Raw genomic sequence first — 18,215 nt, 5'->3', positions numbered from 1 at the left:
GTTGCGCCTCCCCCGGAAGAATGCAGCTCCACGCAGCCCGCATCCGTCCGACGGCCGGGTCGTTGCAGGTACGTGCACTCCTCATACGACGCCTCCCGCCAGCCGTATCAGAGTCAGATCCCCGCCATGCGCCCCTCGTACGACGCGACGTCCGGCCACTCGTCGACGCCGATCTACGACGCGTTGTACTCCGAGTACCGCAGGGCCTTCAAGGCCCTGCCGGGCGACCGGAGCGGGGAGGAGGATCTCGACTTCAAGGCCTTCGGCGCCGGACTGCACAGCAGCCGTGGCGGGCCCGGCAGCCATCAGAGCCACCCGGTGCACCAGACACATCTGGGCAGCTGGCAGCCGTACCAGTCAAGCCGTGCGCACCACGGGACGCATGTGCCGGCCGCCCTGCCGCCGGGCCCCCGCCAAGGAACGTGACGCACAAGCCGTACGCGAAGGCGCTGCCCCGGACCGTTCACCCGGTCCGGGGCAGCGCCTTCGTTCATGTCACTTCTCGTACGTCACTTCTCGTACGTCACTTCTTGCGGCCGCGCTTCTCGCGCACCCGCACCGAGATGTGGATCGGGGTCCCCTCGAAGCCGAACTCCTCGCGCAGTCGGCGCTCGACGAAGCGCCGGTATCCGTGCTCCAGGAAGCCGGAGGCGAAGAGCACGAACCTCGGCGGCTTGGTGCCCGCCTGGGTGCCGAAGAGGATGCGGGGCTGCTTGCCGCCGCGGATCGGGTGCGGGTGGGAGGCCACGATCTCGCCGAGGAAGGCGTTCAGCCGGCCCGTCGGGATACGCGTCTCCCAGCCGTCGATCGCCGTCTCGATCGCCGGGACCAGCTTCTCCATGTGGCGGCCGGTGATGGCCGAGACATTGACCCGGGGCGCCCAGGAGATCTGCGCGAGTTCGGTCTCGATCTCGCGCTCGAGGTAGTAGCGGCGCTCCTCGTCGAGGGTGTCCCACTTGTTGTACGCGATGACCAGGGCGCGGCCCGCCTCGACGGCCATCGTGATGATCCGCTGGTCCTGGACGCTGATGGACTCGCTGGCGTCGATCAGGACGACGGCGACCTCCGCCTTCTCGACGGCGGCCGCGGTGCGCAGCGAGGCGTAGTAGTCCGCGCCCTCCTGGAGGTGGACGCGGCGGCGGATACCGGCCGTGTCGATGAACTTCCAGGTGATGCCGCCGAGTTCGATGAGTTCGTCGACCGGGTCGCGGGTGGTGCCGGCGATCTCGTTGACGACGACGCGGTCCTCGTTGGCGACCTTGTTCAGGAGGGAGGACTTGCCGACGTTCGGGCGGCCGATCAGGGCGATACGGCGCGGGCCGCCGACAGCGTTGCCGAAGGTCTGGGCCGGGGCCTCGGGCAGCGCCTCCAGGACGGCGTCGAGCATGTCGCCCGTACCGCGGCCGTGCAGCGAGGAGACGGGGTGCGGCTGGCCCAGGCCCAGCGACCACAGGGCGGTGGCGTCCGCCTCGCCGCTGGGTCCGTCGACCTTGTTGGCGCAGAGCACGACGGGCTTCCCGGCCCGGCGGAGCAGCTTGACGACGGCCTCGTCGGTGTCGGTCGCGCCGACCGTGGAGTCGACGACGAAGACGACCGCGTCGGCCGCCTCGATGGCGTACTCGGCCTGGGCGGCGACGGAGGCGTCGATGCCCAGCACGTCCTGCTCCCAGCCGCCGGTGTCGACGAGCTTGAAGCGGCGGCCCGCCCACTCGGCCTCGTAGGTGACACGGTCGCGGGTGACGCCGGGCTTGTCCTCGACGACTGCCTCGCGGCGGCCGATGATGCGGTTCACCAGGGTCGACTTGCCGACATTGGGGCGGCCGACGACGGCGAGGACGGGAAGCGGGCCGTGACCGGCCTCGCCGATCGCGTCCTCGACGTCCTCGACGTCGAAGCCCTCTTCCGCGGCGAGCTCCATGAACTCCGCGTACTCGGCGTCGCCAAGCGCTCCGTGCTCGTGCTCGTCGCCGGAGTGGATCTGGTCGTTCATGAAGTGCTTACCTCGTTACGTTGCATCATCGATGGACCGCTTGTCGCGCGATCCACTACTCAAGTCTTACCTAGCGCCCGGTGAGACACTTGGCGTTTTCCAGGTGGGCGGTCAGCCGCTCCTGGATGCGTACGGTCGCCTCGTCCATCGCCCTGCGCGTACGGCGGCCGCTGCCGTCGCCCGCCGCGAAGGCGTCGCCGAAGACGACGTCGACCCGGCTGCGCAGCGGAGGCAGTGCCCGTATCAACCGTCCGCGGCGCTCGGTGCTTCCCAGCACCGCGACCGGGACGATCGGGGCGCCGGAGCGCACGGCGAAGTAGGCGAGCCCCGCGCGCAGCGAGGCGAAGTCTCCCTCGCCCCGGGTGCCCTCGGGAAATATCCCGAGGACGCCGCCGCCCGTCAGCACGCCGAGCGCGTTGGTGATGGCGGTCCGGTCGGCGCTCGTACGGTCCACCTTCAGCTGACCGATTCCCAGCAGGAACGGGTCCAGGGGGCCGACGAACGCCTCCTTCTTGATCAGGAAGTGCACGGGCCGGGGCGCGGTGCCCATCAGCATCGGCCCGTCGATCATGTGCGAGTGGTTCACGGCCAGGATCACCGGGCCGCTCGCCGGGACCCGCCAGGCACCGAGCACGCGCGGCCGCCACAGCCCGTACATGAGCCCGATGCCCATGCCACGCCCGACTGCCGCGCCCCTCTCGGACGGTACGCCCTTGGCGGACGATTCGGTCACCGTGCGGCCCGCTTCTCCTCGACAAGGGTGACGACGCACTCGATGACCTGCTGCAGGGTCAGGTCGGTGGTGTCCACCTCGACCGCGTCGTCCGCCTTGGCGAGCGGGGAGGTCTTACGGCTGGAGTCGGCCGCGTCCCGCTTGATCAGGGCGTCCCTGGTGGCTGCGACGTCGGAGCCCTTGAGCTCCCCGCTGCGGCGTGCCGCGCGGGCCTCGGGCGAGGCGGTCAGGAAGATCTTCAGGTCCGCGTCGGGCAGGACGGTGGTGCCGATGTCGCGCCCCTCGACGACGATGCCCTTCTCGGCGGCCGCGGCGATGGAACGCTGCAGCTCGGTGATCCTGGCGCGCACCTCGGGCACGGCACTGACCGCGCTCACCTTGGAGGTCACGTCCTGGGTACGGATCGGCCCCGAGGCGTCCTCGCCGTCGACCGTGATGGTGGGGACGGCCGGGTCGGTGCCGGAGACGATGGCGGGCTTGCCGGCGGCGGTCGCGATCGCCGTGGGGTCCTGGGTGTCGACGCCGTTGCTGATCATCCACCAGGTGATCGCCCGGTACTGGGCTCCGGTGTCCAGGTAGCTGAGCCCCAGGGCGGCGGCGACAGCCTTGGAGGTGCTCGACTTGCCCGTGCCGGAGGGGCCGTCAATGGCGACGATCACGGATTCCACGGTGTCGGACACCTTCCTGGTACGCGGAGAGGGCAGGCGGAATTGCCGGTGGGCCCTGAACAAGGTTACCGAGTACTTGAGGCCCGCCTTTACACACGTATGGCGGCACCGGAGAATCCAGCCCGCTCCGGGCTACTGCCGGATCGACCAGCCCCGTTCCCGCAGTGCCGTCTTCAGGACCGTCGCCGCCGCCGGTTCCACCATCAGTTGCACCAGGCCGGCCTGCTGGCCCGTCGCATGCTCGATCCGGACGTCCTCGATGTTCACACCCGCGCGGCCCGCGTCCGCGAAGATCCGGGCCAGTTCCCCGGGCTGGTCGCTGATCAGGACCGCCACGATCTCGTACGACGCCGGAGCCTGGCCGTGCTTGCCCGGGACCCGGACGCGGCCCGCGTTGCCGCGGCGCAGGACGTCCTCGATGCCCTCGGCGCCGCCCTGGCGCTTGGACTCGTCCGAGGACTGCAGGGCCCGCAGCGCCTGGACCGTCTCGTCCAGGTCGGCCGCGACACCGGCGAGTACGTCGGCCACCGGGCCCGGGTTCGCGGAGAGGATCTCGACCCACATGCGGGGGTCGGACGCCGCGATCCGGGTGACGTCGCGGATGCCCTGGCCACAGAGCCGTACCGCCGTGTCGTCCGCATCCTCCAGCCGCGCCGCGACCATCGACGAGATCAGCTGCGGGGTGTGCGAGACGAGGGCGACGGCCCGGTCGTGGGCGTCGGCGTCCATGACCACGGGGACCGCGCGGCACAGCGCGACCAGTTCGAGGGCGAGGTTGAGGACCTCGGTGTCCGTGTCGCGGGTGGGCGTGAGCACCCAGGGGCGGCCCTCGAAGAGGTCCGCGGTGGCGGCGAGCGGACCGGACCGTTCCTTGCCCGACATCGGATGCGTGCCGATGTAGGCGCTGAGGTCGAGGCCCAGGGCCTCCAGCTCGCGGCGCGGGCCGCCCTTGACGCTCGCCACGTCGAGGTAGCCGCGCGCGACCCCGGCGCCCATCGCTTCGGCGAGCGCGGTGGCGACATGCGCCGGCGGTACGGCGACGATCGCGAGGTCCACCCGCCCCTCCGGTGGCTCGTCGGTCCCCGCGCCGAGCGCGGCCGCTGTACGGGCCCGCTCCGGGTCGTGGTCCACGAGGTGGACGGCGACGCCGCGGCCCGCCAGGGCCTGGGCCGCCGACGTGCCGATCAGGCCGGTTCCGATGACGACGGCGGTTCTCACTGGGCGATGTCCTTGCGCAGGGCGGCCGCGGCACCGAGGTAGACGTGCGCGATCTCCGATTTGGGCAGGTCGGACTCGACATGCGCGAGTATCCGTACGACACGGGGCATGGCCCCGACGATGTCCAGCTCCTGCGCGCAGATCAGCGGTACGTCGACGATGCCGAGCTTGCGCGCGGCGGCCGCCGGGAAGTCGCTGTGCAGATCGGGCGTGGCCGTGAACCAGACGCTGATCAGGTCGTCCGCGACGAGTCCGTTCCGCTCGAGCACGGCGGTGAGCAGATCGCTGACCTGCTCGTCCATGTGTCCGGCGTCGTCCCGTTCCAGCTGGACGGCTCCACGGACCGCTCGTACCGCCACATCGTGCTCCTTACTGTGCGAGTGCTTCATTCAGCGTAGTCAGGCGCGCGGGGACAGGGCCGCCTCGACCGCCCTCCGAGACGATGCACCGGGGCGGCCCTGCGCGGCCCGGCCGTGCGCTACAACTGGCGGCATGCTCTTTCACGTCGTGCCCGTGGACGAATGGACGGCGGACATGGACCGTCCTTACGCCCCTGCCTCTCTCGCCGGCGAAGGCTTCGTGCACTGCTCGCCGGACGGGCCCGCCGCCCTCGCCATCGCCGACGGCCTCTACCGCGACGTGCCCGACCTGCTCGTCCTCCAGATCGACGAGGCCGGGCTGAGCGCCGAAGTCCGCTGGGAGGGCTCCGAGGACATGCTCTTCCCGCATGTGTACGGGCCCATCGAACGGGCGGCCGTCACCGCCGTGTTCACCGTGTGCCGGGATGCGGACGGGCACGCACGGGAGCTCACTCCCTGGGCGTGAGGGAGCGTAACGCTGGACGCGGCGCCGCGGGTGCAGTTGCATGGGGGTCTGCGCACGCCCCACCACTTTGGGGAGGCCGTCCGTGAAGCCCTCAGGACCACTGTTCACCTTGCTGGCCGGGCTGTTGCTGGGCATTTTCATGCTGTCGCTCAACGCCACAACCGGGACGCGCCCCACATCCTCGTCCAACGATGTCACGGCGACGCCGACCCCGGCCGCGCCGAGTACGGCACCGCCCACGTCCCCCTCCCCCACCGCGACCCTGCCCGCCGATGCCGACTATGCGGGCCGTACCGCCGACGACACCGCGTCCGTCGCCGTATCCGTACGCGACGGAAAGGCGATCGGATACTTCTGCGACGGCCGCAGCCGGGAGTCCTGGCTGAAGGGTGATGTCGAGGAGGACGGCAGCATGGCGCTGAGCGGCACGGACGGCGCCCGGCTCGACGGTGTCCTGCGGGCCGGGAAGATCGACGGCAAGGTGACGGTCGGCGACCGGACCCGGCAGTTCACCGCCGCCCCGGCCGTCAAGCCGTCCGGCCTGTACCGCGCCACCGCCGAGGTGCGCGGCGCGAAGATCGTCGGCGGCTGGATCGTCCTCCAGAACGGCCGCCAGGTCGGCATCCTCAACCGGGACGGCAAGCCCGCCGCCGCACCCCGGATCGACCCCGCGTCCGGCGCCGTCACGGTGGACGGCACCCGGCTCACCGCCCGCCCCGTCGTCCCCTGAGCCCGACAACTGAGGTGCGTCATGAGCTTCGGTCCCCCCGTCGATCCCACCGCCCGCACCACCTCCTTCCCCGCGGGCCCGAGCGGCCACGCCGGCCCCGGCGCCGCCCGCTTCATCGTTCCTGCGCTCGGGGCCGCCGCGGTCGCGGTCGGGCTCGGGGCGTACGGAAAGGTGCACGACCCGGCGGGCACGGCGTTCAATCTCGCCGGCTTCAGCAGCACCGGGGCCGTGAAGTCCTGGCTCGGTACGGCGGCCTTTGCATTCGCCCTCGCACAGATCGTCTCGGCGCTCGCGATGTACGGACGGCTGCCGGGCGTCCGGGCGGCCTCCTGGACGCCCGCACTGCACCGCTGGTCGGGGCGGATCGCGTTCCTGCTGGCCGTGCCCGTCGCCGTCCACTGCCTGTACGCATTGGGCTATCAGACGTACAGCACGCGCGCGATGTGGCACTCGCTGCTCGGTTGCTTCTTCTTCGGTGCGTTCACCGCCAAGATGCTCCTGTTGCGAGCGGAACGGCTGCCCGGCTGGCTGCTGCCGATCGTCGGCGGAGCGGTCTTCACGGCCCTCACGGTGATCTGGCTGACCTCGGCGCTGTGGTTCTTCCGCACGGTCGGGGTCACGGCATAGGGAGACACGGCCATGGAAGCGCGACGAAGGACGGTACTGGCAGCGGGGGCGGCCGGCGCGGCCGCGCTGGTGGCGGGCTGCAGTGAGTACGGGGACGACGGCGGTACCCCGGCGTCCGAACAGCCGACGCCGACCGCGCCGGGCACGGGCACGAGCACGAGCGGTCCGCCGGAGAGCTCAGGTACTCCGGCGGGCGAGGAGCTCGCCAAGACCTCCGAGATCCCGGTGGGCGGCGGCAAGGTCTTCGCCGAGCAGAAGGTGGTGGTGACCCAGCCGGCGGCGGGCGACTTCAAAGCCTTCTCCGCGATCTGCACGCACGCGGGCTGCACGGTCAACAAGGTCGCCGACGGCACCATCGACTGCCCCTGCCACGGCAGCAAATACGCCATCGCGGACGCCGCGGTCGTCGGCGGCCCGGCGCCCAGGCCGCTGCCGCCGAAGCAGATCACCGTCGCGGGGGACACCATCCGGCTGACCTGAAGGGCTCACGTACTCTCTCGCGCATGACCCCGGAGGACCTGGTGCGCGACCACACGATCTACTCCTGCGTCATGGGCTCCCGCGCCTTCGGGCTCGCGACGGAAGACAGCGACACCGACCGCCGCGGCGTCTTCCTCGCCCCCACGCCGCTCTTCTGGCGTTTCGACAAGCCGCCGACGCATGTGGAGGGCCCGGCCGAGGAGCAGTTCGGCTGGGAGCTGGAGCGGTTCTGCGAACTGGCTCTGCGCGTCAACCCCAATGTGCTGGAGTGCCTGCACTCCCCGCTCGTCGAGCACATCGACGACACCGGGCGCGAACTGCTCGCCCTGCGCGGGGCGTTCCTGTCGCGCCAGGCTCACCAGACCTTCATGCGCTATGCGATCGGCCGGCGGAAGAAGCTGGAGGCAGATGTCCGGCAACACGGCGCGCCGCGCTGGAAGCACGCGATGCACCTGCTGCGGCTGCTCGGCTCCTGTCGCGATCTTCTGCGTACGGGCGAGCTGGTGATCGACGTGGGCGACGAGCGGGAGAGCCTGCTCGCGGTCAAGCGGGGCGAGGTGGCGTGGCCTCAGGTCGAGTCCTGGATGACGCGCCTCGCGGACGAGGCCGCGGCGGCGGTCCCGACGTCCCCGCTCCCACCGGGGCCGGACCGGGCGCAGGTGGAGAACTTCCTCGTCCGCACGCGCAGGGCGTCAGCTCGGTGAGGCCACGTTCAGCCCTGCCCGGCCGGCGCACTCCGCCTGCCGCTTGTCGTGGTTGACGAACCACCCGACCGCCTGCCCCAGCCGAAGAGCGGCCACGACGTGGATGGCACCCATGCGTCATGCATCCCAGAGCGCCCCCAGCGACATCAGATCGCTCCGGTACTCGATCCGCTCCGACCACTCCTTGGGCCATGCCCTCGCCCCCAGATGTGCCCCCGCGAACGCCCCCGCCAGGCACGCGATCGAGTCCGAGTCGCCTCTCGTGCACGCCGCGCGGCGCAGCGCCATCACCGGCTGTTCCGGGAAGAGCAGGAAGCACAGCAGGGCCGTGGCCAGTGCCTCCTCCGCGATCCAGCCGTCGCCCGTGGCCAGGCACGGATCCGTCTCCGGATTCGCCGTGCGCACCGCGATCGCGAGCCGTTCCAGGACCTGAACGCACTCGTCCCAGCCGCGGGCGATGAACGCCTCGGGAGTGGGGTCGTGGGAGTAGGTCCACAGATTGCCGAGCCACTGGTGGTAGTAGTGGCCGCGCATCTCGTACGCGTACGAGCGCAGCTGGCCCACCAGCCCCATCGGCTCCGCCCCCTGCGCCAGCAGGAACACCGCGCGTGCCGTGAGGTCGCTCGCCGCGAGCGCCGTGGGGTGGCCGTGGGTGAGTGCGGACTGCAACTGCGCCGCTCCCGCCCGCTGTTCCCCGCTCAGCCCCGGTACGAGTCCCACCGGCGCGACCCGCATGTTCGCGCCGCAGCCCTTGGAGCCGATCTGGCTGGCCTCCTGCCAGGGCCGGTCGCTGTCGAGCTTCTGGCAGGCGACCATGCAGGTGCGGCCCGGCGCCCGGTTGTTCTCCGGGGAGTGGTACCAGTCGACGAACTCCTCGCGCACCGGCCGGATCAGCCGCGGCGCCACGAGCAGCCCGCGGTCCATCGCCGTGCGGATGCCGCGCGCCAGGGCGAGCGTCATCTGGGTGTCGTCAGAGACGATCGCGGGCCTGACGAGCTCCATCTCCCGCCACGGTCCGCACTTCGCGAGGATCTGCGGCACATCGTTGAACTCGGTCGGGAAGCCCAGCGCATCCCCGAGCGCGAGCCCGATCAGCGTGCCGGTGGCCGCTTGTTTGGTGATGGTCCTCGTGGTCCTGATGGCGGTCATGCCTGCCGTCCTTCCGGTCGCAGGAGTGGTGGGTGCAGTGCCGATGCGGCACCCGCCCGGTACAGAGCGGCCGGTTTTCCGCGGCCGCCGGTGCGGCGCGGCGGGCCCTCGACCTGCTCGACGAAGCCGGGCGTGGTGAGGACTTTCCGCCGGAAGTTGGGGCGGTCGAGTTCGACGCCCCAGACCGTCTCGTACACCTGCTGAAGCTCGCCGAGCGTGAACTCGCGCGGGCAGAAGCTGGTGGCGAGGCAGGTGTATTCGAGCTTGGCGCCGATGCGTTCGTGCGCATCGGCGAGGATCCGGTCGTGGTCGAAGGCGAGGCGCTCGGCGGCCGGCAGGTCCACCCACTGGGCGTGGGCCGCGTCTCCGCCGCCGCGCGGCTCGGGCAGGTCCGGTACGAGCGCGGTGTACGCGACGGACACGACCCGCATCCGGGGGTCGCGGTCGGGGTCGCTGTAGGTCCGCAGCTGTTCCAGATGAAGGTCGGCGACTGTCTCGTGCGACAGGCTGGTCTCCTCCGCGAGTTCACGGCGCGCTGCCTGCCCGGCCGACTCCCTGGGGCGTACGAAGCCGCCGGGGAGCGCCCAGGCGCCCTTGTACGGGTCCTCTCCGCGCTGGACGAGCAGGACATGCAGCCGTCCCTCGCGGACCGTGAAGACGGCGAGGTCGACGGTGACCGCGAAGGGCGGGAAGGCGCCCGGGTCGTAGCCCTCCATCAGCTGCTCCTCGTCATCGCTTCTCCGGGAGCGGGGAGGCGAGGTCCCAGCCCTCGTCGATCAGCGCGTCCACGGCGGCGACGGCGGTGGCCAGGCGTTCCTCGTGCGGTCCGCTCAGCGTGATGAACGGGCGTCCGGTTCGGGTGAGTTCGTCCCTGAAGCGCCCGGTCATCCAGGGGCGCAGCTCCTCGCCGTCGCGCAGCCCGTCGTCCTCGAAGGCCACGCCTTCGTGGTCGGTGAGCAGCCAGAGGTGGTGGGTGACGCGGCCGGCGATCTCCTCGACGAGGGGATTGCGCCCGCCGACGTACCGCTCGTGCCAGACGGCGGTGGCGAAGGAGTCGGTGTCGCAGAAGAGCACGGGCGAGCCGTTGCGGGCGAGCCGGTTCTCCCTGCGGTTCTGCCGCTCGGCGATCACCGGGAACTCCTCGGAGGTGAACTCCACGTCCTCCCACTGGCTTTCCGGCCACTTCTCACGCAGCGCGGCCAGCTTCTCCTCGCTGTAGTCGCGGCCGCATTCGGGCACCCACCGCGTGCTCGACCAGACTCCGCCGCGCCGCCGGTAGTGCTCGGCGAGCGCGCGGGCCATGGTGGTGGTGCCGGTGGACTCCGCCCCGAGCACGACGACGCGGCGGGCGAGCCAGGCCCGTACCGGCTGCTCCAGGTAGTCCCAGCAGCCGACGGGGTCCTTGCGGACGGCGGTCCCGGAGACGGGGAACAGCGAGCGGTCCGCGTCGACGCAGACATGCTCGGCGCCGAAGCGCCGGGCGAGTTCGTCCCCGTACGACTCCGAGGTGAAGACGGCGTCCACGGCGTCGCCCCAGTCCGAAACGGCCTCCTTGAAGATCGCCATGTGGGCGTCCCAGACAGCCGGGTCCGTGAGGTCCACCGGGATGTCGTCCACGGCCCCGACGACCCACACGTCCTGGTGGATCTCCTCCATCCAGCCGACGCGGCTCTGCAGCGGGATCGACTCCACCGAGGCGGCGCACACGAGGACGGTCAGCCGCTCGCAGCGGTCCTTGGCCGTGCGTACGAGATGGTGGTGCCCCGCGTGCGGCGGATAGAACTTGCCGAGGACCAGCCCGTGCCGGTAGCGCTTCATGCCCGTACCACCGCCAGGTCCGGCTGCCCGGTCGGAAGATCACGCGACCACTTGCGCAGACCGATGACGCAGAGGGTCATGAATCCGGCGTACAGCAGCGAGGTGAGGTAGAGCTCCTTGTACGCGTAGAGCGGGATGTAGACCACGTCGGCAGCGATCCACAGCCACCAGGACTCCAGACGCTTTCGGCACTGCCCGTACGTCGCCATCAGCGACAGCGCGGTGGTGAGCGCGTCCCAGAAGGGGACGCCCGAGTCCGTGGCCCGGTCGAGAAGGAGCGTCAGACCGAGGGTCCCCACCACCCCCGCCACGAGCAGCCAGGTCCACTCGGTGCGGCTGGTGCGCCGTACCGGGAGGCCGTCGGGACCTGGTCCACCCCCGTGGGTCCAGGTCCACCAGCCGTACACGGCGAGGGTGATGAAGACGATTTGCAGGCCCGCGTCGGCGTACAGGCCGGCCTGGGTGAACAGCAGGATGAAGAAGAGGTTGTTGGCGATGCCGATCGGCCAGTTGGCGATGTGCTGGCGGGCGACGAGCCACACGCAGAGCGCGCCGCTGCCGAAGCCGAGGACCTCGGTCCAGCTCACCGGGGTGTCGAGCACGGTGAACAGCGGCTGCTGCAGGGGTTCGAGGATGTCCGCGAGACTCACGCCCGCCTCCTTTATAGTCATGTTGACTATAAAGGCCAACTGGCCCGTCCCACAAGACGCGAGAAGCCCGCGGCCTGAGATGACCGCGGGCTTCGTGCGAGAAGTGGTGCGAGAACGACAGCGAGAACTGCTGCGACTACAGGCCGACTTCCTTCATCAGCATGCCGACCTCGGTGTTGGTCAGGCGGCGCAGCCAGCCGGACTTCTGGTCGCCGAGGCCGATGGGCCCGAAGGCCGTCCGTACGAGCCGGTCGACCGGGAAACCGGCCTCGGAGAGCATGCGGCGGACGATGTGCTTGCGGCCCTCGTGGAGCGTGACCTCGACCAGGTAGTTCTTGCCGGTGTTCTCGACGACCCGGAAGTGGTCCGCGCGGGCGTAGCCGTCCTCGAGCTGGATGCCGTCCTTGAGCCGCTTGCCCAGCTCGCGCGGGAGCGGGCCCTGGATCGCGGCGAGATAGGTCTTCTTCACGCCGTACTTGGGGTGGGTCAGCCGGTGGGCCAGCTCGCCGTGGTTGGTGAGCAGGATGATGCCCTCGGTCTCGGTGTCGAGCCGGCCGACGTGAAAGAGACGCGTCTCACGGTTGGTGACGTAGTCACCGAGGCACTGGCGGCCGTCCGGGTCCTCCATCGTCGAGACGACACCGGCGGGCTTGTTCAGCGCGAAGAAGAGGTGCGACTGGGTGGCGACGGTCAGCCCGTCGACCTTGATCTCGTCCTTGTCGGGGTCCACGCGCATGCCCTGCTCGACGACGATCTTGCCGTTGACCTCGACGCGGGCCTGGTCGATCAGCTCCTCGCAGGCGCGGCGCGAGCCCATGCCGGCGCGGGCGAGAACCTTCTGCAGCCGCTCGCCCTCCTGCTCGGCACCGGGGAAGGTCTTCGGGGTCTTGACCTGCGGCTTGTCGGCGTACCTGTCCCGGTTGCGCTGCTCGATCTTGGCGTCGAGCTCACGGGGGCGGGACGGGGCGCTGCCGCGCCGGGTGCCCTGGGGCTTCTGCGCGGGCTTCGGGCCGCCCTTGGCGCCGCCGCGCGCGGCCGCGCCACGGCCCTTGCGGGGGCCGGCTTCCTCGGCGGAACCACCCACGTCGTAGCGGCGCTCCTCGGGCCGGGGGCGGCGGGGGCGCTGCCCCTGCTTGTCGTCGCGCCCCGTGGCGCCGGCGCCCCGGGAGTCCCGGTTCCCGCCTGCGCCCCGGGAGTCCCGGTTGCCGCTTCCGCTGTTCCTGCCGCTGCTTCGCATCAAAATTCCGTCTTGTCGTCTGCGTCGGTGTCCGGTGCGTCCGGATCGAACGACGGCACACCCTCTTGTGTCTCGGCCTCGATCGCTTCCGCCTCGGGGAGGAAGGGCGCGAGCTCCGGGAGCTCGTCCAGGCCTCGCAGGCCCATCCGCTCCAGAAAGTAGTTCGTCGTCCTGTACAGGATCGCACCTGTTTCAGGTTCCGCGCCCGCCTCCTCGACCAGACCGCGCTGAAGGAGGGTGCGCATGACGCCGTCGCAGTTCACTCCGCGTACGGCCGAGACGCGAGAACGGCTGACCGGCTGACGGTACGCGACGACCGCGAGGGTCTCGAGAGCAGCCTGTGTGAGCCGGGCCTGCTGGCCGTCGAGGACGAAGCGCTCGACGGCGTCGGCGTGCTCGGCGCGGGAGTAGAACCGCCAGCCGCCCGCGACGAGCCGCAGCTCGAATCCGCGGCCCTGGACCGTGTACTCGTCCGCGAGCTCGCGCAGCGCGTCGGCGACGGCCCGGCGCGGCTGCTCCAGCACCTTGGCGAGGTGCTCCTCGGTGGCCGGCTCGTCGACGACCATGAGGACCGCTTCGAGCGCGGGCTTGAGATCACTCACGCGTTCTCCTCCTCCTGGTTCTCGCGAACCTCAGAATCGAATTCGTCGGTCACGGTGGGCAGATCGGCGCCCTCACCGCCGGTCCAGCGCACCATGAGCTCCCCGAGGGCGTCCTCCTGCTCCAGGACGACGGCCTTCTCCCGGTAGAGCTCCAGCAGGGCGAGGAAGCGGGCTACGACGGTGAGGGTGTCGGGAGCGTCGGCGGCGAGTTCCCGGAAACTCACCTGCCCGGCCTCCCGCAGCCGCGCGACGACCAGTTCGGCCTGCTCGCGCACGGACACGAGGGGAGCGTGGATGTGGTCGACGTACACCTGCGGCTTGGGCCGGGGCTGCATGGCCTTGACGGCGAGTTTGGCGAAGCCCTCGGCGCCGATGCTGATGACGACCTCGGGCAGCAGCTCGGCGTGATGGGGTTCGAGCCCGACGGTACGCGGATACCGCCTGCTCTCGTCCTCCAGCCGCCCGCTGAAGATCTCGGCGATCTGCTTGTACGCGCGGTACTGCAACAGCCGGGCGAAGAGCAGGTCACGCGCTTCGAGCAGCGCGAGATCGGCCTCGTCCTCCACCTCGGCGGAGGGGAGCAGCCGGGCTGCCTTGAGGTCGAGCAGGGTGGCGGCGACGACGAGGAACTCGGTGGTCTGATCGAGATCCCAGTCCTTGCCCATGGCGCGGATGTGCACCATGAACTCGTCGGTGACCTTGGAGAGGGCGACCTCGGTCACGTCCATCTTGTGCTTGGAGATGAGCTGCAGCAGCAGATCGAAGGGCCCCTCGAAGTTCGCCAGCCGCACCTTGAACCGCCCGTCGTCGACGACGGGCGCATCGGAGGCGCCGCCCTCTGCGGCCTCCGGCTCACCAGCGGGCCGGGCCTGCGCGGCCGAGTTCCCGCGGGAACCGGGAGCGTCCTGCGCAGCGACGGGCTCGACCTCAGTGGGAAGCGGCGCACGGGGCTCAGCCGGGGCCTCGCCAACCGCCTCCGGCGCGCCGACGGGACCGGCCTCCCCTGCCTCGGCACCGCCGGAACCGGGCGCAGGCTCCGCCTCGACCGGACGGCCGCCATCCGCGGGCTCGCCCGCGTCCAGATCGGCCTCGGCAGGGCCGCCGTCGCCGCGAAGCAGGCGACCGGGATCGGCTGGGGCTTCAGCCCCGCTCGCGGCCTCCGCGAAAGCCTCCAGCGGCGACGCACTGGGCTCGGCAGGAGCCTCGCCGGCCGGCTCCGGGCGGTCGGGGCGGGTGTCGACGCGACGCGGGCGGACCGGGGCCGGGGGCTCGCCCCCGGGTTCGGGAAGGGGCGTGGTGGGGGAAACCACCGTCGCCTCCCCCGGCGCACGCCCCCCGCCCCGGTCCGCGCCAGGGCCGCGGCCCAGCGAGCGGCGGGGCGGCGGCGGGGCGGAGTCGTCGGTCGTGGGCATCGTGGTCCAGGGGCAAAAGGAGCAGGCGGGGCAGCGCGCAGGCTACCGTCAGCGCCCGCGCAGGCGTCGTACGAGAATGCTCGCGTCGCCGCGCTGCTCAAGATCCGCCAGCACCACGGCCACCGCCTCGCGGACGATACGCCCCCGGTCGACGGCGAGCCCATGCTCGCCGCGCAGCACCAGCCGCGCGTGTTCGAGGTCCATCAGTTCCTCGGCCGAGACATAGACCGTGATCTTCTCGTCGTGCCGTTCGCGCCCGCTGGGGCGGCGGTTCGCGCCACGGCCACCGCCGCGGCGCCGCGCCTGCCCGGCCGGAGCTGCTGCAGCGGCGGACGCCTCCTGCGGGCGCCGCGGCGCCCCGCCGGAAGGCTCGGCCTCCGCCGTCCGGCTGCGCCCTTCCGCTGCGGAGTCCGCCTCGGCCGCGGAGTGCTCCTCCGAGGAAGCGGACGCGGACGCCGAGGCGGACGGCTCGGCCGCACCGTCCCCGACCGGATCGCTCTCCCCCGCCGGCGCCGGCACCCTCGGCTCGCCGTTGGCCTGCCTGCGCGGGGACGAGGACTGGAGGGCCATGCCCCCGGTCGTACGGAACAGCTCGTCCGCCCCGGGCAGACTCACTCGGCGTGACACCGGGCGAGCACCTCCCTGGCGAGCTGACGGTACGCGGCGGCGCCCACGGAGTTCGATGCGTACGTGGTGATGGGCTCACCGGCGACCGTCGTCTCGGGGAAGCGCACCGTCCGGCCGATCACCGTGTGGTAGACGTGATCATCGAAGGCCTCGACGACCCGCGCCAGGACCTCACGGCTGTGCACCGTACGGGAGTCGTACATCGTGGCGAGGATGCCGTCGAGCTCCAGGTCGGGGTTGAGCCGCTCCTGGACCTTCTCGATCGTCTCGGTCAGCAGAGCCACACCGCGCAGCGCGAAGAACTCGCACTCGAGCGGCACGATCACCTTGTGCGCCGCGGTCAGCGCGTTCACGGTGAGCAGGCCGAGCGAGGGCTGACAGTCGATCACGATGTAGTCGTAGTCGGACATCAGCGGCTTCAGCGCACGCTGCAGCGTCGACTCGCGCGCGACCTCGCTCACCAACTGCACTTCCGCGGCCGAGAGATCGATATTGCTCGGCAGCAGGTCCATGTTGGGGACCGCGGTCTTCAGCAGTACCTCGTCCGCCGACATGCCCCGCTCCATGAGCAGGTTGTAGACGGTGAGGTCCAGCTCCATCGGATTGACACCGAGGCCGACCGACAGGGCTCCCTGCGGGTCGAAGTCGACGAGCAGCACTCGCCGTCCGTACTCCGCGAGCGCGGCGCCCAGGTTGATCGTCGACGTCGTCTTGCCGACGCCGCCCTTCTGGTTGCACATCGCGATGATCTTCGCGGGACCGTGGGAGGTCAGCGGACCCGGGATCGGGAAGTACGGCAGCGGCCGCCCGGTGGGGCCGATCCGCTCGCGGCGCTGACGCGCGGCGTCAGGGGCGAGGGTGGCCGCGTACTCGGGATCGGGCTCGTACTCGGCGTCGGGGTCGTAGAAGTGCCCCTCGGGGACTTCCTCGTAGGCGGCGAAGTGGGTGGACTCTCGGCCACTCTCGTTGCCGGCCATGGCGTTCACGTGTTGGCCGTCCATCATCTTCATCGTGTGGGCTGTCGTCATGTGCGTCGGGTGCGTCGTGTGCTGATGCGTCTCGAAGGTTCGGACAGCGACGGAGCCGACAGCCTCGGGCCCGGGCTGCTCTGTTGACGGGACCCGGCCCCTCGCAGGCATCCCTGGTTGACCACCCCCGGGAGTAAATGTCGACTCATTCACAAGTCGTCTTACCTCCTTGGACGTGACCAGGACTTTATCGATAGGTCAGCGTGGCACCATGCCGACGGTTTGCGACTCTATGGCGTGTCACCGGTCCGCAGCAACACAATCCGCCGGACCCGGCCCGATGTGTCGGCAACCGAACACCCTTCTGTCAAGGGTGCTCAGGACTCACGGCGTGACCTGGGCGTCAGGTTTCGTGGGTGCGCGAAACGGTTAAAGGGTTACGTTCGAGGCGAGTTGAACGAGCGTCGCAAAGTGCTCGTATACACGTCCGGCCGGACCTTGCTCGGCAAGGTCCGGCCGTTGGCATGATGTTGACGGCGCGAGTTGACTGTCAGCCGAGAAGTGCGCTCAGTTCGACGCTCTGCAGGCCGTGGGCCTCGGCGACCGGGCCGTAAACGACCTGGCCGTCATGGGTGTTGAGCCCCTTGGCGAGCGCCGGGTCGCGGCGCAGCGCCTCGACCCAGCCGCGGTTGGCGAGCTCCACGATGTAGGGAAGCGTCGCGTTGGTGAGCGCGTACGTGGAGGTGTTCGGCACCGCGCCCGGCATGTTGGCGACGCAGTAGAAGACCGAGTCGTGGACCGCGAAGGTCGGCTCGGCATGGGTGGTCGGACGCGAGTCCTCGAAGCAGCCACCCTGATCGATTGCAATGTCGACAAGTACACTTCCGGGCTTCATCTTGGCGACGAGCTCGTTGGTGACCAGCTTCGGCGCCTTGGCGCCGGGGATGAGAACCGCGCCGATGACGAGGTCGGCCTCGACGACGGCCTTCTCGAGCTCGTAGGCGTTGGAGACGATCGTCTTCACCTTGGTACCGAAGACCTTGTCGGCCTCACGCAGCTTGTTGATGTCACGGTCGAGCAGGGTCACATGGAAGCCCATGCCGACGGCGATCTGCGTGGCGTTCCAGCCGGAGACACCGCCGCCGATGACGACAGCCTCGCCGGCCGCCGTGCCCGGGACACCGCCCGGCAGCACACCGCGGCCGCCGACCGAACGCATCAGGTGGTACGCGCCGACCTGCGGGGCCAGCCGGCCCGCGACCTCGGACATCGGGGCGAGCAGCGGCAGCGCGCGGTTCGCGGTCTCGACCGTCTCGTACGCGATGGCGGTGGTGCCGGACTCCAGCAGGGCGTCCGTGCACTCACGGGAGGCGGCGAGGTGCAGGTAGGTGAAGAGCGTCTGGTCCTTGCGGAGGCGGTGGTACTCCTCGGCGATGGGCTCCTTGACCTTCAGAAGCAGGTCGGCCGTCGCCCAGACCTCGTCGGCGGTGGGCAGGATCTGCGCACCCGCGGCGACGAACTCGCCATCCGTGATCGAGGAGCCGACACCGGCGTCCTGCTCGATGAAGACCTGGTGGCCGTGGCGCACCAGCTCGTGCACACCAGCGGGGGTGATGGCCACCCGGAACTCGTTGTTCTTGACCTCGCGGGGGATGCCGACCTTCACGTCGATCACGGTCCTTGGCTCAGGGGATACGGGGGCAATGCCATACATACCCGGATACGCACGGCGCACCGGAGGACACCACGAGAACATGTGGCGGAGCCAGTCTAATGA

Annotated in this window: 22 protein-coding genes; 6 read left to right on the top strand and 16 right to left on the bottom strand. The window is 70.6% G+C overall.

What is annotated here, in order from left to right; translation table 11 throughout:
- Positions 1 to 126 precede the first annotated feature (126 nt).
- Positions 127 to 426 carry a hypothetical protein gene (locus OHA61_RS31410; protein ID WP_361908035.1) on the top strand — a complete coding sequence of 100 codons (300 nt, stop codon included), beginning with the start codon at positions 127 to 129 and terminating at the stop codon, positions 424 to 426.
- A 97-nt stretch (positions 427 to 523) separates the two neighbouring features.
- Here the strand turns inward: OHA61_RS31410 and der are convergent, their stop codons facing one another.
- The 5 genes from der to aroH form a co-directional block, all read right to left on the bottom strand.
- Positions 524 to 1,990 (bottom strand): ribosome biogenesis GTPase Der, encoded by a 1,467-nt coding sequence (der, locus tag OHA61_RS31405; RefSeq protein WP_406305872.1) that lies wholly within the window; start codon positions 1,988 to 1,990, stop codon positions 524 to 526.
- 70 nt (positions 1,991 to 2,060) lie between these two features.
- On the bottom strand, positions 2,061 to 2,762 hold the full coding sequence (locus OHA61_RS31400; protein ID WP_406305871.1) for a lysophospholipid acyltransferase family protein: 702 nt from the start codon (positions 2,760 to 2,762) through the stop codon (positions 2,061 to 2,063).
- Positions 2,720 to 3,403 carry a (d)CMP kinase gene (gene cmk / locus OHA61_RS31395; protein ID WP_361908026.1) on the bottom strand — a complete coding sequence of 228 codons (684 nt, stop codon included), beginning with the start codon at positions 3,401 to 3,403 and terminating at the stop codon, positions 2,720 to 2,722. Before cmk ends, OHA61_RS31400 begins: the two co-directional genes overlap by 43 nt.
- Positions 3,404 to 3,523: 120 nt before the next feature.
- A complete protein-coding gene (locus OHA61_RS31390) occupies positions 3,524 to 4,609 on the bottom strand; it encodes a prephenate dehydrogenase (protein ID WP_406305870.1) in 1,086 nt (361 codons plus the stop codon).
- Positions 4,606 to 4,968: a chorismate mutase gene (gene aroH, locus OHA61_RS31385; protein WP_142216291.1), complete on the bottom strand. Its 363-nt coding sequence runs from the start codon at positions 4,966 to 4,968 to the stop codon at positions 4,606 to 4,608. The genes OHA61_RS31390 and aroH overlap by 4 nt, the downstream gene beginning before the upstream one ends.
- Positions 4,969 to 5,101: 133 nt before the next feature.
- Here aroH and OHA61_RS31380 point away from each other — a divergent pair, with 133 nt between their 5' ends.
- The 5 genes from OHA61_RS31380 to OHA61_RS31360 all read left to right on the top strand — a co-directional run bounded on the left by OHA61_RS31380 (position 5,102) and on the right by OHA61_RS31360 (position 7,975).
- Positions 5,102 to 5,434, top strand: coding sequence for a DUF952 domain-containing protein (locus OHA61_RS31380; RefSeq protein WP_389370831.1), 333 nt, complete (start codon positions 5,102 to 5,104; stop codon positions 5,432 to 5,434).
- Positions 5,435 to 5,516: 82 nt separating this feature from the next.
- Complete coding sequence (locus tag OHA61_RS31375; protein WP_406305869.1) at positions 5,517 to 6,164, top strand: hypothetical protein; 648 nt, start codon at positions 5,517 to 5,519, stop codon at positions 6,162 to 6,164.
- A 21-nt stretch (positions 6,165 to 6,185) separates the two neighbouring features.
- Complete coding sequence (locus tag OHA61_RS31370; protein WP_406305868.1) at positions 6,186 to 6,791, top strand: DUF6529 family protein; 606 nt, start codon at positions 6,186 to 6,188, stop codon at positions 6,789 to 6,791.
- A gap of 12 nt (positions 6,792 to 6,803) precedes the next feature.
- Complete coding sequence (locus tag OHA61_RS31365) at positions 6,804 to 7,271, top strand: Rieske (2Fe-2S) protein (protein ID WP_406305867.1); 468 nt, start codon at positions 6,804 to 6,806, stop codon at positions 7,269 to 7,271.
- A 23-nt stretch (positions 7,272 to 7,294) separates the two neighbouring features.
- Positions 7,295 to 7,975: a DNA polymerase beta superfamily protein gene (locus OHA61_RS31360; protein ID WP_406305866.1), complete on the top strand. Its 681-nt coding sequence runs from the start codon at positions 7,295 to 7,297 to the stop codon at positions 7,973 to 7,975.
- On the opposite strand, the gene OHA61_RS31355 is transcribed toward OHA61_RS31360, so the two are convergent.
- From OHA61_RS31355 to ald, 11 genes are all read right to left on the bottom strand, one after another.
- Positions 7,964 to 8,089, bottom strand: coding sequence for a hypothetical protein (locus tag OHA61_RS31355; RefSeq protein ID WP_406305865.1), 126 nt, complete (start codon positions 8,087 to 8,089; stop codon positions 7,964 to 7,966). The genes OHA61_RS31360 and OHA61_RS31355 overlap by 12 nt on opposite strands.
- Before the next feature lie 3 nt (positions 8,090 to 8,092).
- The gene (locus OHA61_RS31350; protein ID WP_406305864.1) at positions 8,093 to 9,124 is read right to left on the bottom strand and encodes an ADP-ribosylglycohydrolase family protein; all 1,032 of its coding nucleotides are present in this window, start codon (positions 9,122 to 9,124) and stop codon (positions 8,093 to 8,095) included.
- On the bottom strand, positions 9,121 to 9,840 hold the full coding sequence (locus OHA61_RS31345) for an NUDIX hydrolase (RefSeq protein ID WP_406305863.1): 720 nt from the start codon (positions 9,838 to 9,840) through the stop codon (positions 9,121 to 9,123). The genes OHA61_RS31350 and OHA61_RS31345 overlap by 4 nt, the downstream gene beginning before the upstream one ends.
- A 13-nt stretch (positions 9,841 to 9,853) precedes the next feature.
- Positions 9,854 to 10,942 (bottom strand): AAA family ATPase, encoded by a 1,089-nt coding sequence (locus tag OHA61_RS31340; RefSeq protein ID WP_406305862.1) that lies wholly within the window; start codon positions 10,940 to 10,942, stop codon positions 9,854 to 9,856.
- Positions 10,939 to 11,592 carry a nicotinamide riboside transporter PnuC gene (pnuC, locus tag OHA61_RS31335; protein ID WP_406305861.1) on the bottom strand — a complete coding sequence of 218 codons (654 nt, stop codon included), beginning with the start codon at positions 11,590 to 11,592 and terminating at the stop codon, positions 10,939 to 10,941. The genes OHA61_RS31340 and pnuC overlap by 4 nt, the downstream gene beginning before the upstream one ends.
- 136 nt (positions 11,593 to 11,728) lie before the next feature.
- Complete coding sequence (locus OHA61_RS31330) at positions 11,729 to 12,829, bottom strand: pseudouridine synthase (protein WP_361907993.1); 1,101 nt, start codon at positions 12,827 to 12,829, stop codon at positions 11,729 to 11,731.
- Positions 12,829 to 13,395, bottom strand: coding sequence for an SMC-Scp complex subunit ScpB (gene scpB / locus OHA61_RS31325; protein WP_360881515.1), 567 nt, complete (start codon positions 13,393 to 13,395; stop codon positions 12,829 to 12,831). The genes OHA61_RS31330 and scpB overlap by 1 nt, the downstream gene beginning before the upstream one ends.
- A gap of 32 nt (positions 13,396 to 13,427) precedes the next feature.
- On the bottom strand, positions 13,428 to 14,843 hold the full coding sequence (locus OHA61_RS31320) for a segregation/condensation protein A (protein WP_406305860.1): 1,416 nt from the start codon (positions 14,841 to 14,843) through the stop codon (positions 13,428 to 13,430).
- A 48-nt stretch (positions 14,844 to 14,891) separates the two neighbouring features.
- Entirely contained in the window at positions 14,892 to 15,458 is a 567-nt protein-coding gene (locus OHA61_RS31315) for a hypothetical protein (protein WP_406307550.1), read from the bottom strand.
- The gene (locus OHA61_RS31310; RefSeq protein WP_324976271.1) at positions 15,455 to 16,609 is read right to left on the bottom strand and encodes a ParA family protein; all 1,155 of its coding nucleotides are present in this window, start codon (positions 16,607 to 16,609) and stop codon (positions 15,455 to 15,457) included. The genes OHA61_RS31315 and OHA61_RS31310 overlap by 4 nt, the downstream gene beginning before the upstream one ends.
- 379 nt (positions 16,610 to 16,988) lie before the next feature.
- Positions 16,989 to 18,104, bottom strand: a complete 1,116-nt coding sequence (gene ald, locus OHA61_RS31305; protein WP_324976278.1) for an alanine dehydrogenase — start codon at positions 18,102 to 18,104, stop codon at positions 16,989 to 16,991.
- Positions 18,105 to 18,215 lie beyond the last annotated feature (111 nt).

Origin of the sequence: Streptomyces sp. NBC_00885 (assembly GCF_045207475.1) — a bacterium.
Lineage (GTDB): Bacteria > Actinomycetota > Actinomycetes > Streptomycetales > Streptomycetaceae > Streptomyces.
Note: the sequence above shows the minus strand (reverse complement) of the source record. Positions and strands in the feature narration are given on the sequence as shown.

Bases quoted from the DNA above. Each gene is read 5' to 3' on its own strand.
- OHA61_RS31320 (WP_406305860.1), bottom strand. From the start codon at position 14,843: ATGCCCACGACCGACGACTCCGCCCCGCCGCCGCCCCGCCGCTCGCTG.
- OHA61_RS31350 (WP_406305864.1), bottom strand. From the start codon at position 9,124: ATGACCGCCATCAGGACCACGAGGACCATCACCAAACAAGCGGCCACC.
- OHA61_RS31380 (WP_389370831.1), top strand. From the start codon at position 5,102: ATGCTCTTTCACGTCGTGCCCGTGGACGAATGGACGGCGGACATGGAC.
- OHA61_RS31310 (WP_324976271.1), bottom strand. From the start codon at position 16,609: ATGCCTGCGAGGGGCCGGGTCCCGTCAACAGAGCAGCCCGGGCCCGAG.
- OHA61_RS31410 (WP_361908035.1), top strand. From the start codon at position 127: ATGCGCCCCTCGTACGACGCGACGTCCGGCCACTCGTCGACGCCGATC.
- OHA61_RS31345 (WP_406305863.1), bottom strand. From the start codon at position 9,840: ATGGAGGGCTACGACCCGGGCGCCTTCCCGCCCTTCGCGGTCACCGTC.
- OHA61_RS31370 (WP_406305868.1), top strand. From the start codon at position 6,186: ATGAGCTTCGGTCCCCCCGTCGATCCCACCGCCCGCACCACCTCCTTC.
- OHA61_RS31355 (WP_406305865.1), bottom strand. From the start codon at position 8,089: ATGGGTGCCATCCACGTCGTGGCCGCTCTTCGGCTGGGGCAGGCGGTC.
- scpB (WP_360881515.1), bottom strand. From the start codon at position 13,395: ATGGTCGTCGACGAGCCGGCCACCGAGGAGCACCTCGCCAAGGTGCTG.
- OHA61_RS31330 (WP_361907993.1), bottom strand. From the start codon at position 12,829: ATGCGAAGCAGCGGCAGGAACAGCGGAAGCGGCAACCGGGACTCCCGG.
- OHA61_RS31340 (WP_406305862.1), bottom strand. From the start codon at position 10,942: ATGAAGCGCTACCGGCACGGGCTGGTCCTCGGCAAGTTCTATCCGCCG.
- OHA61_RS31365 (WP_406305867.1), top strand. From the start codon at position 6,804: ATGGAAGCGCGACGAAGGACGGTACTGGCAGCGGGGGCGGCCGGCGCG.
- der (WP_406305872.1), bottom strand. From the start codon at position 1,990: ATGAACGACCAGATCCACTCCGGCGACGAGCACGAGCACGGAGCGCTT.
- OHA61_RS31360 (WP_406305866.1), top strand. From the start codon at position 7,295: ATGACCCCGGAGGACCTGGTGCGCGACCACACGATCTACTCCTGCGTC.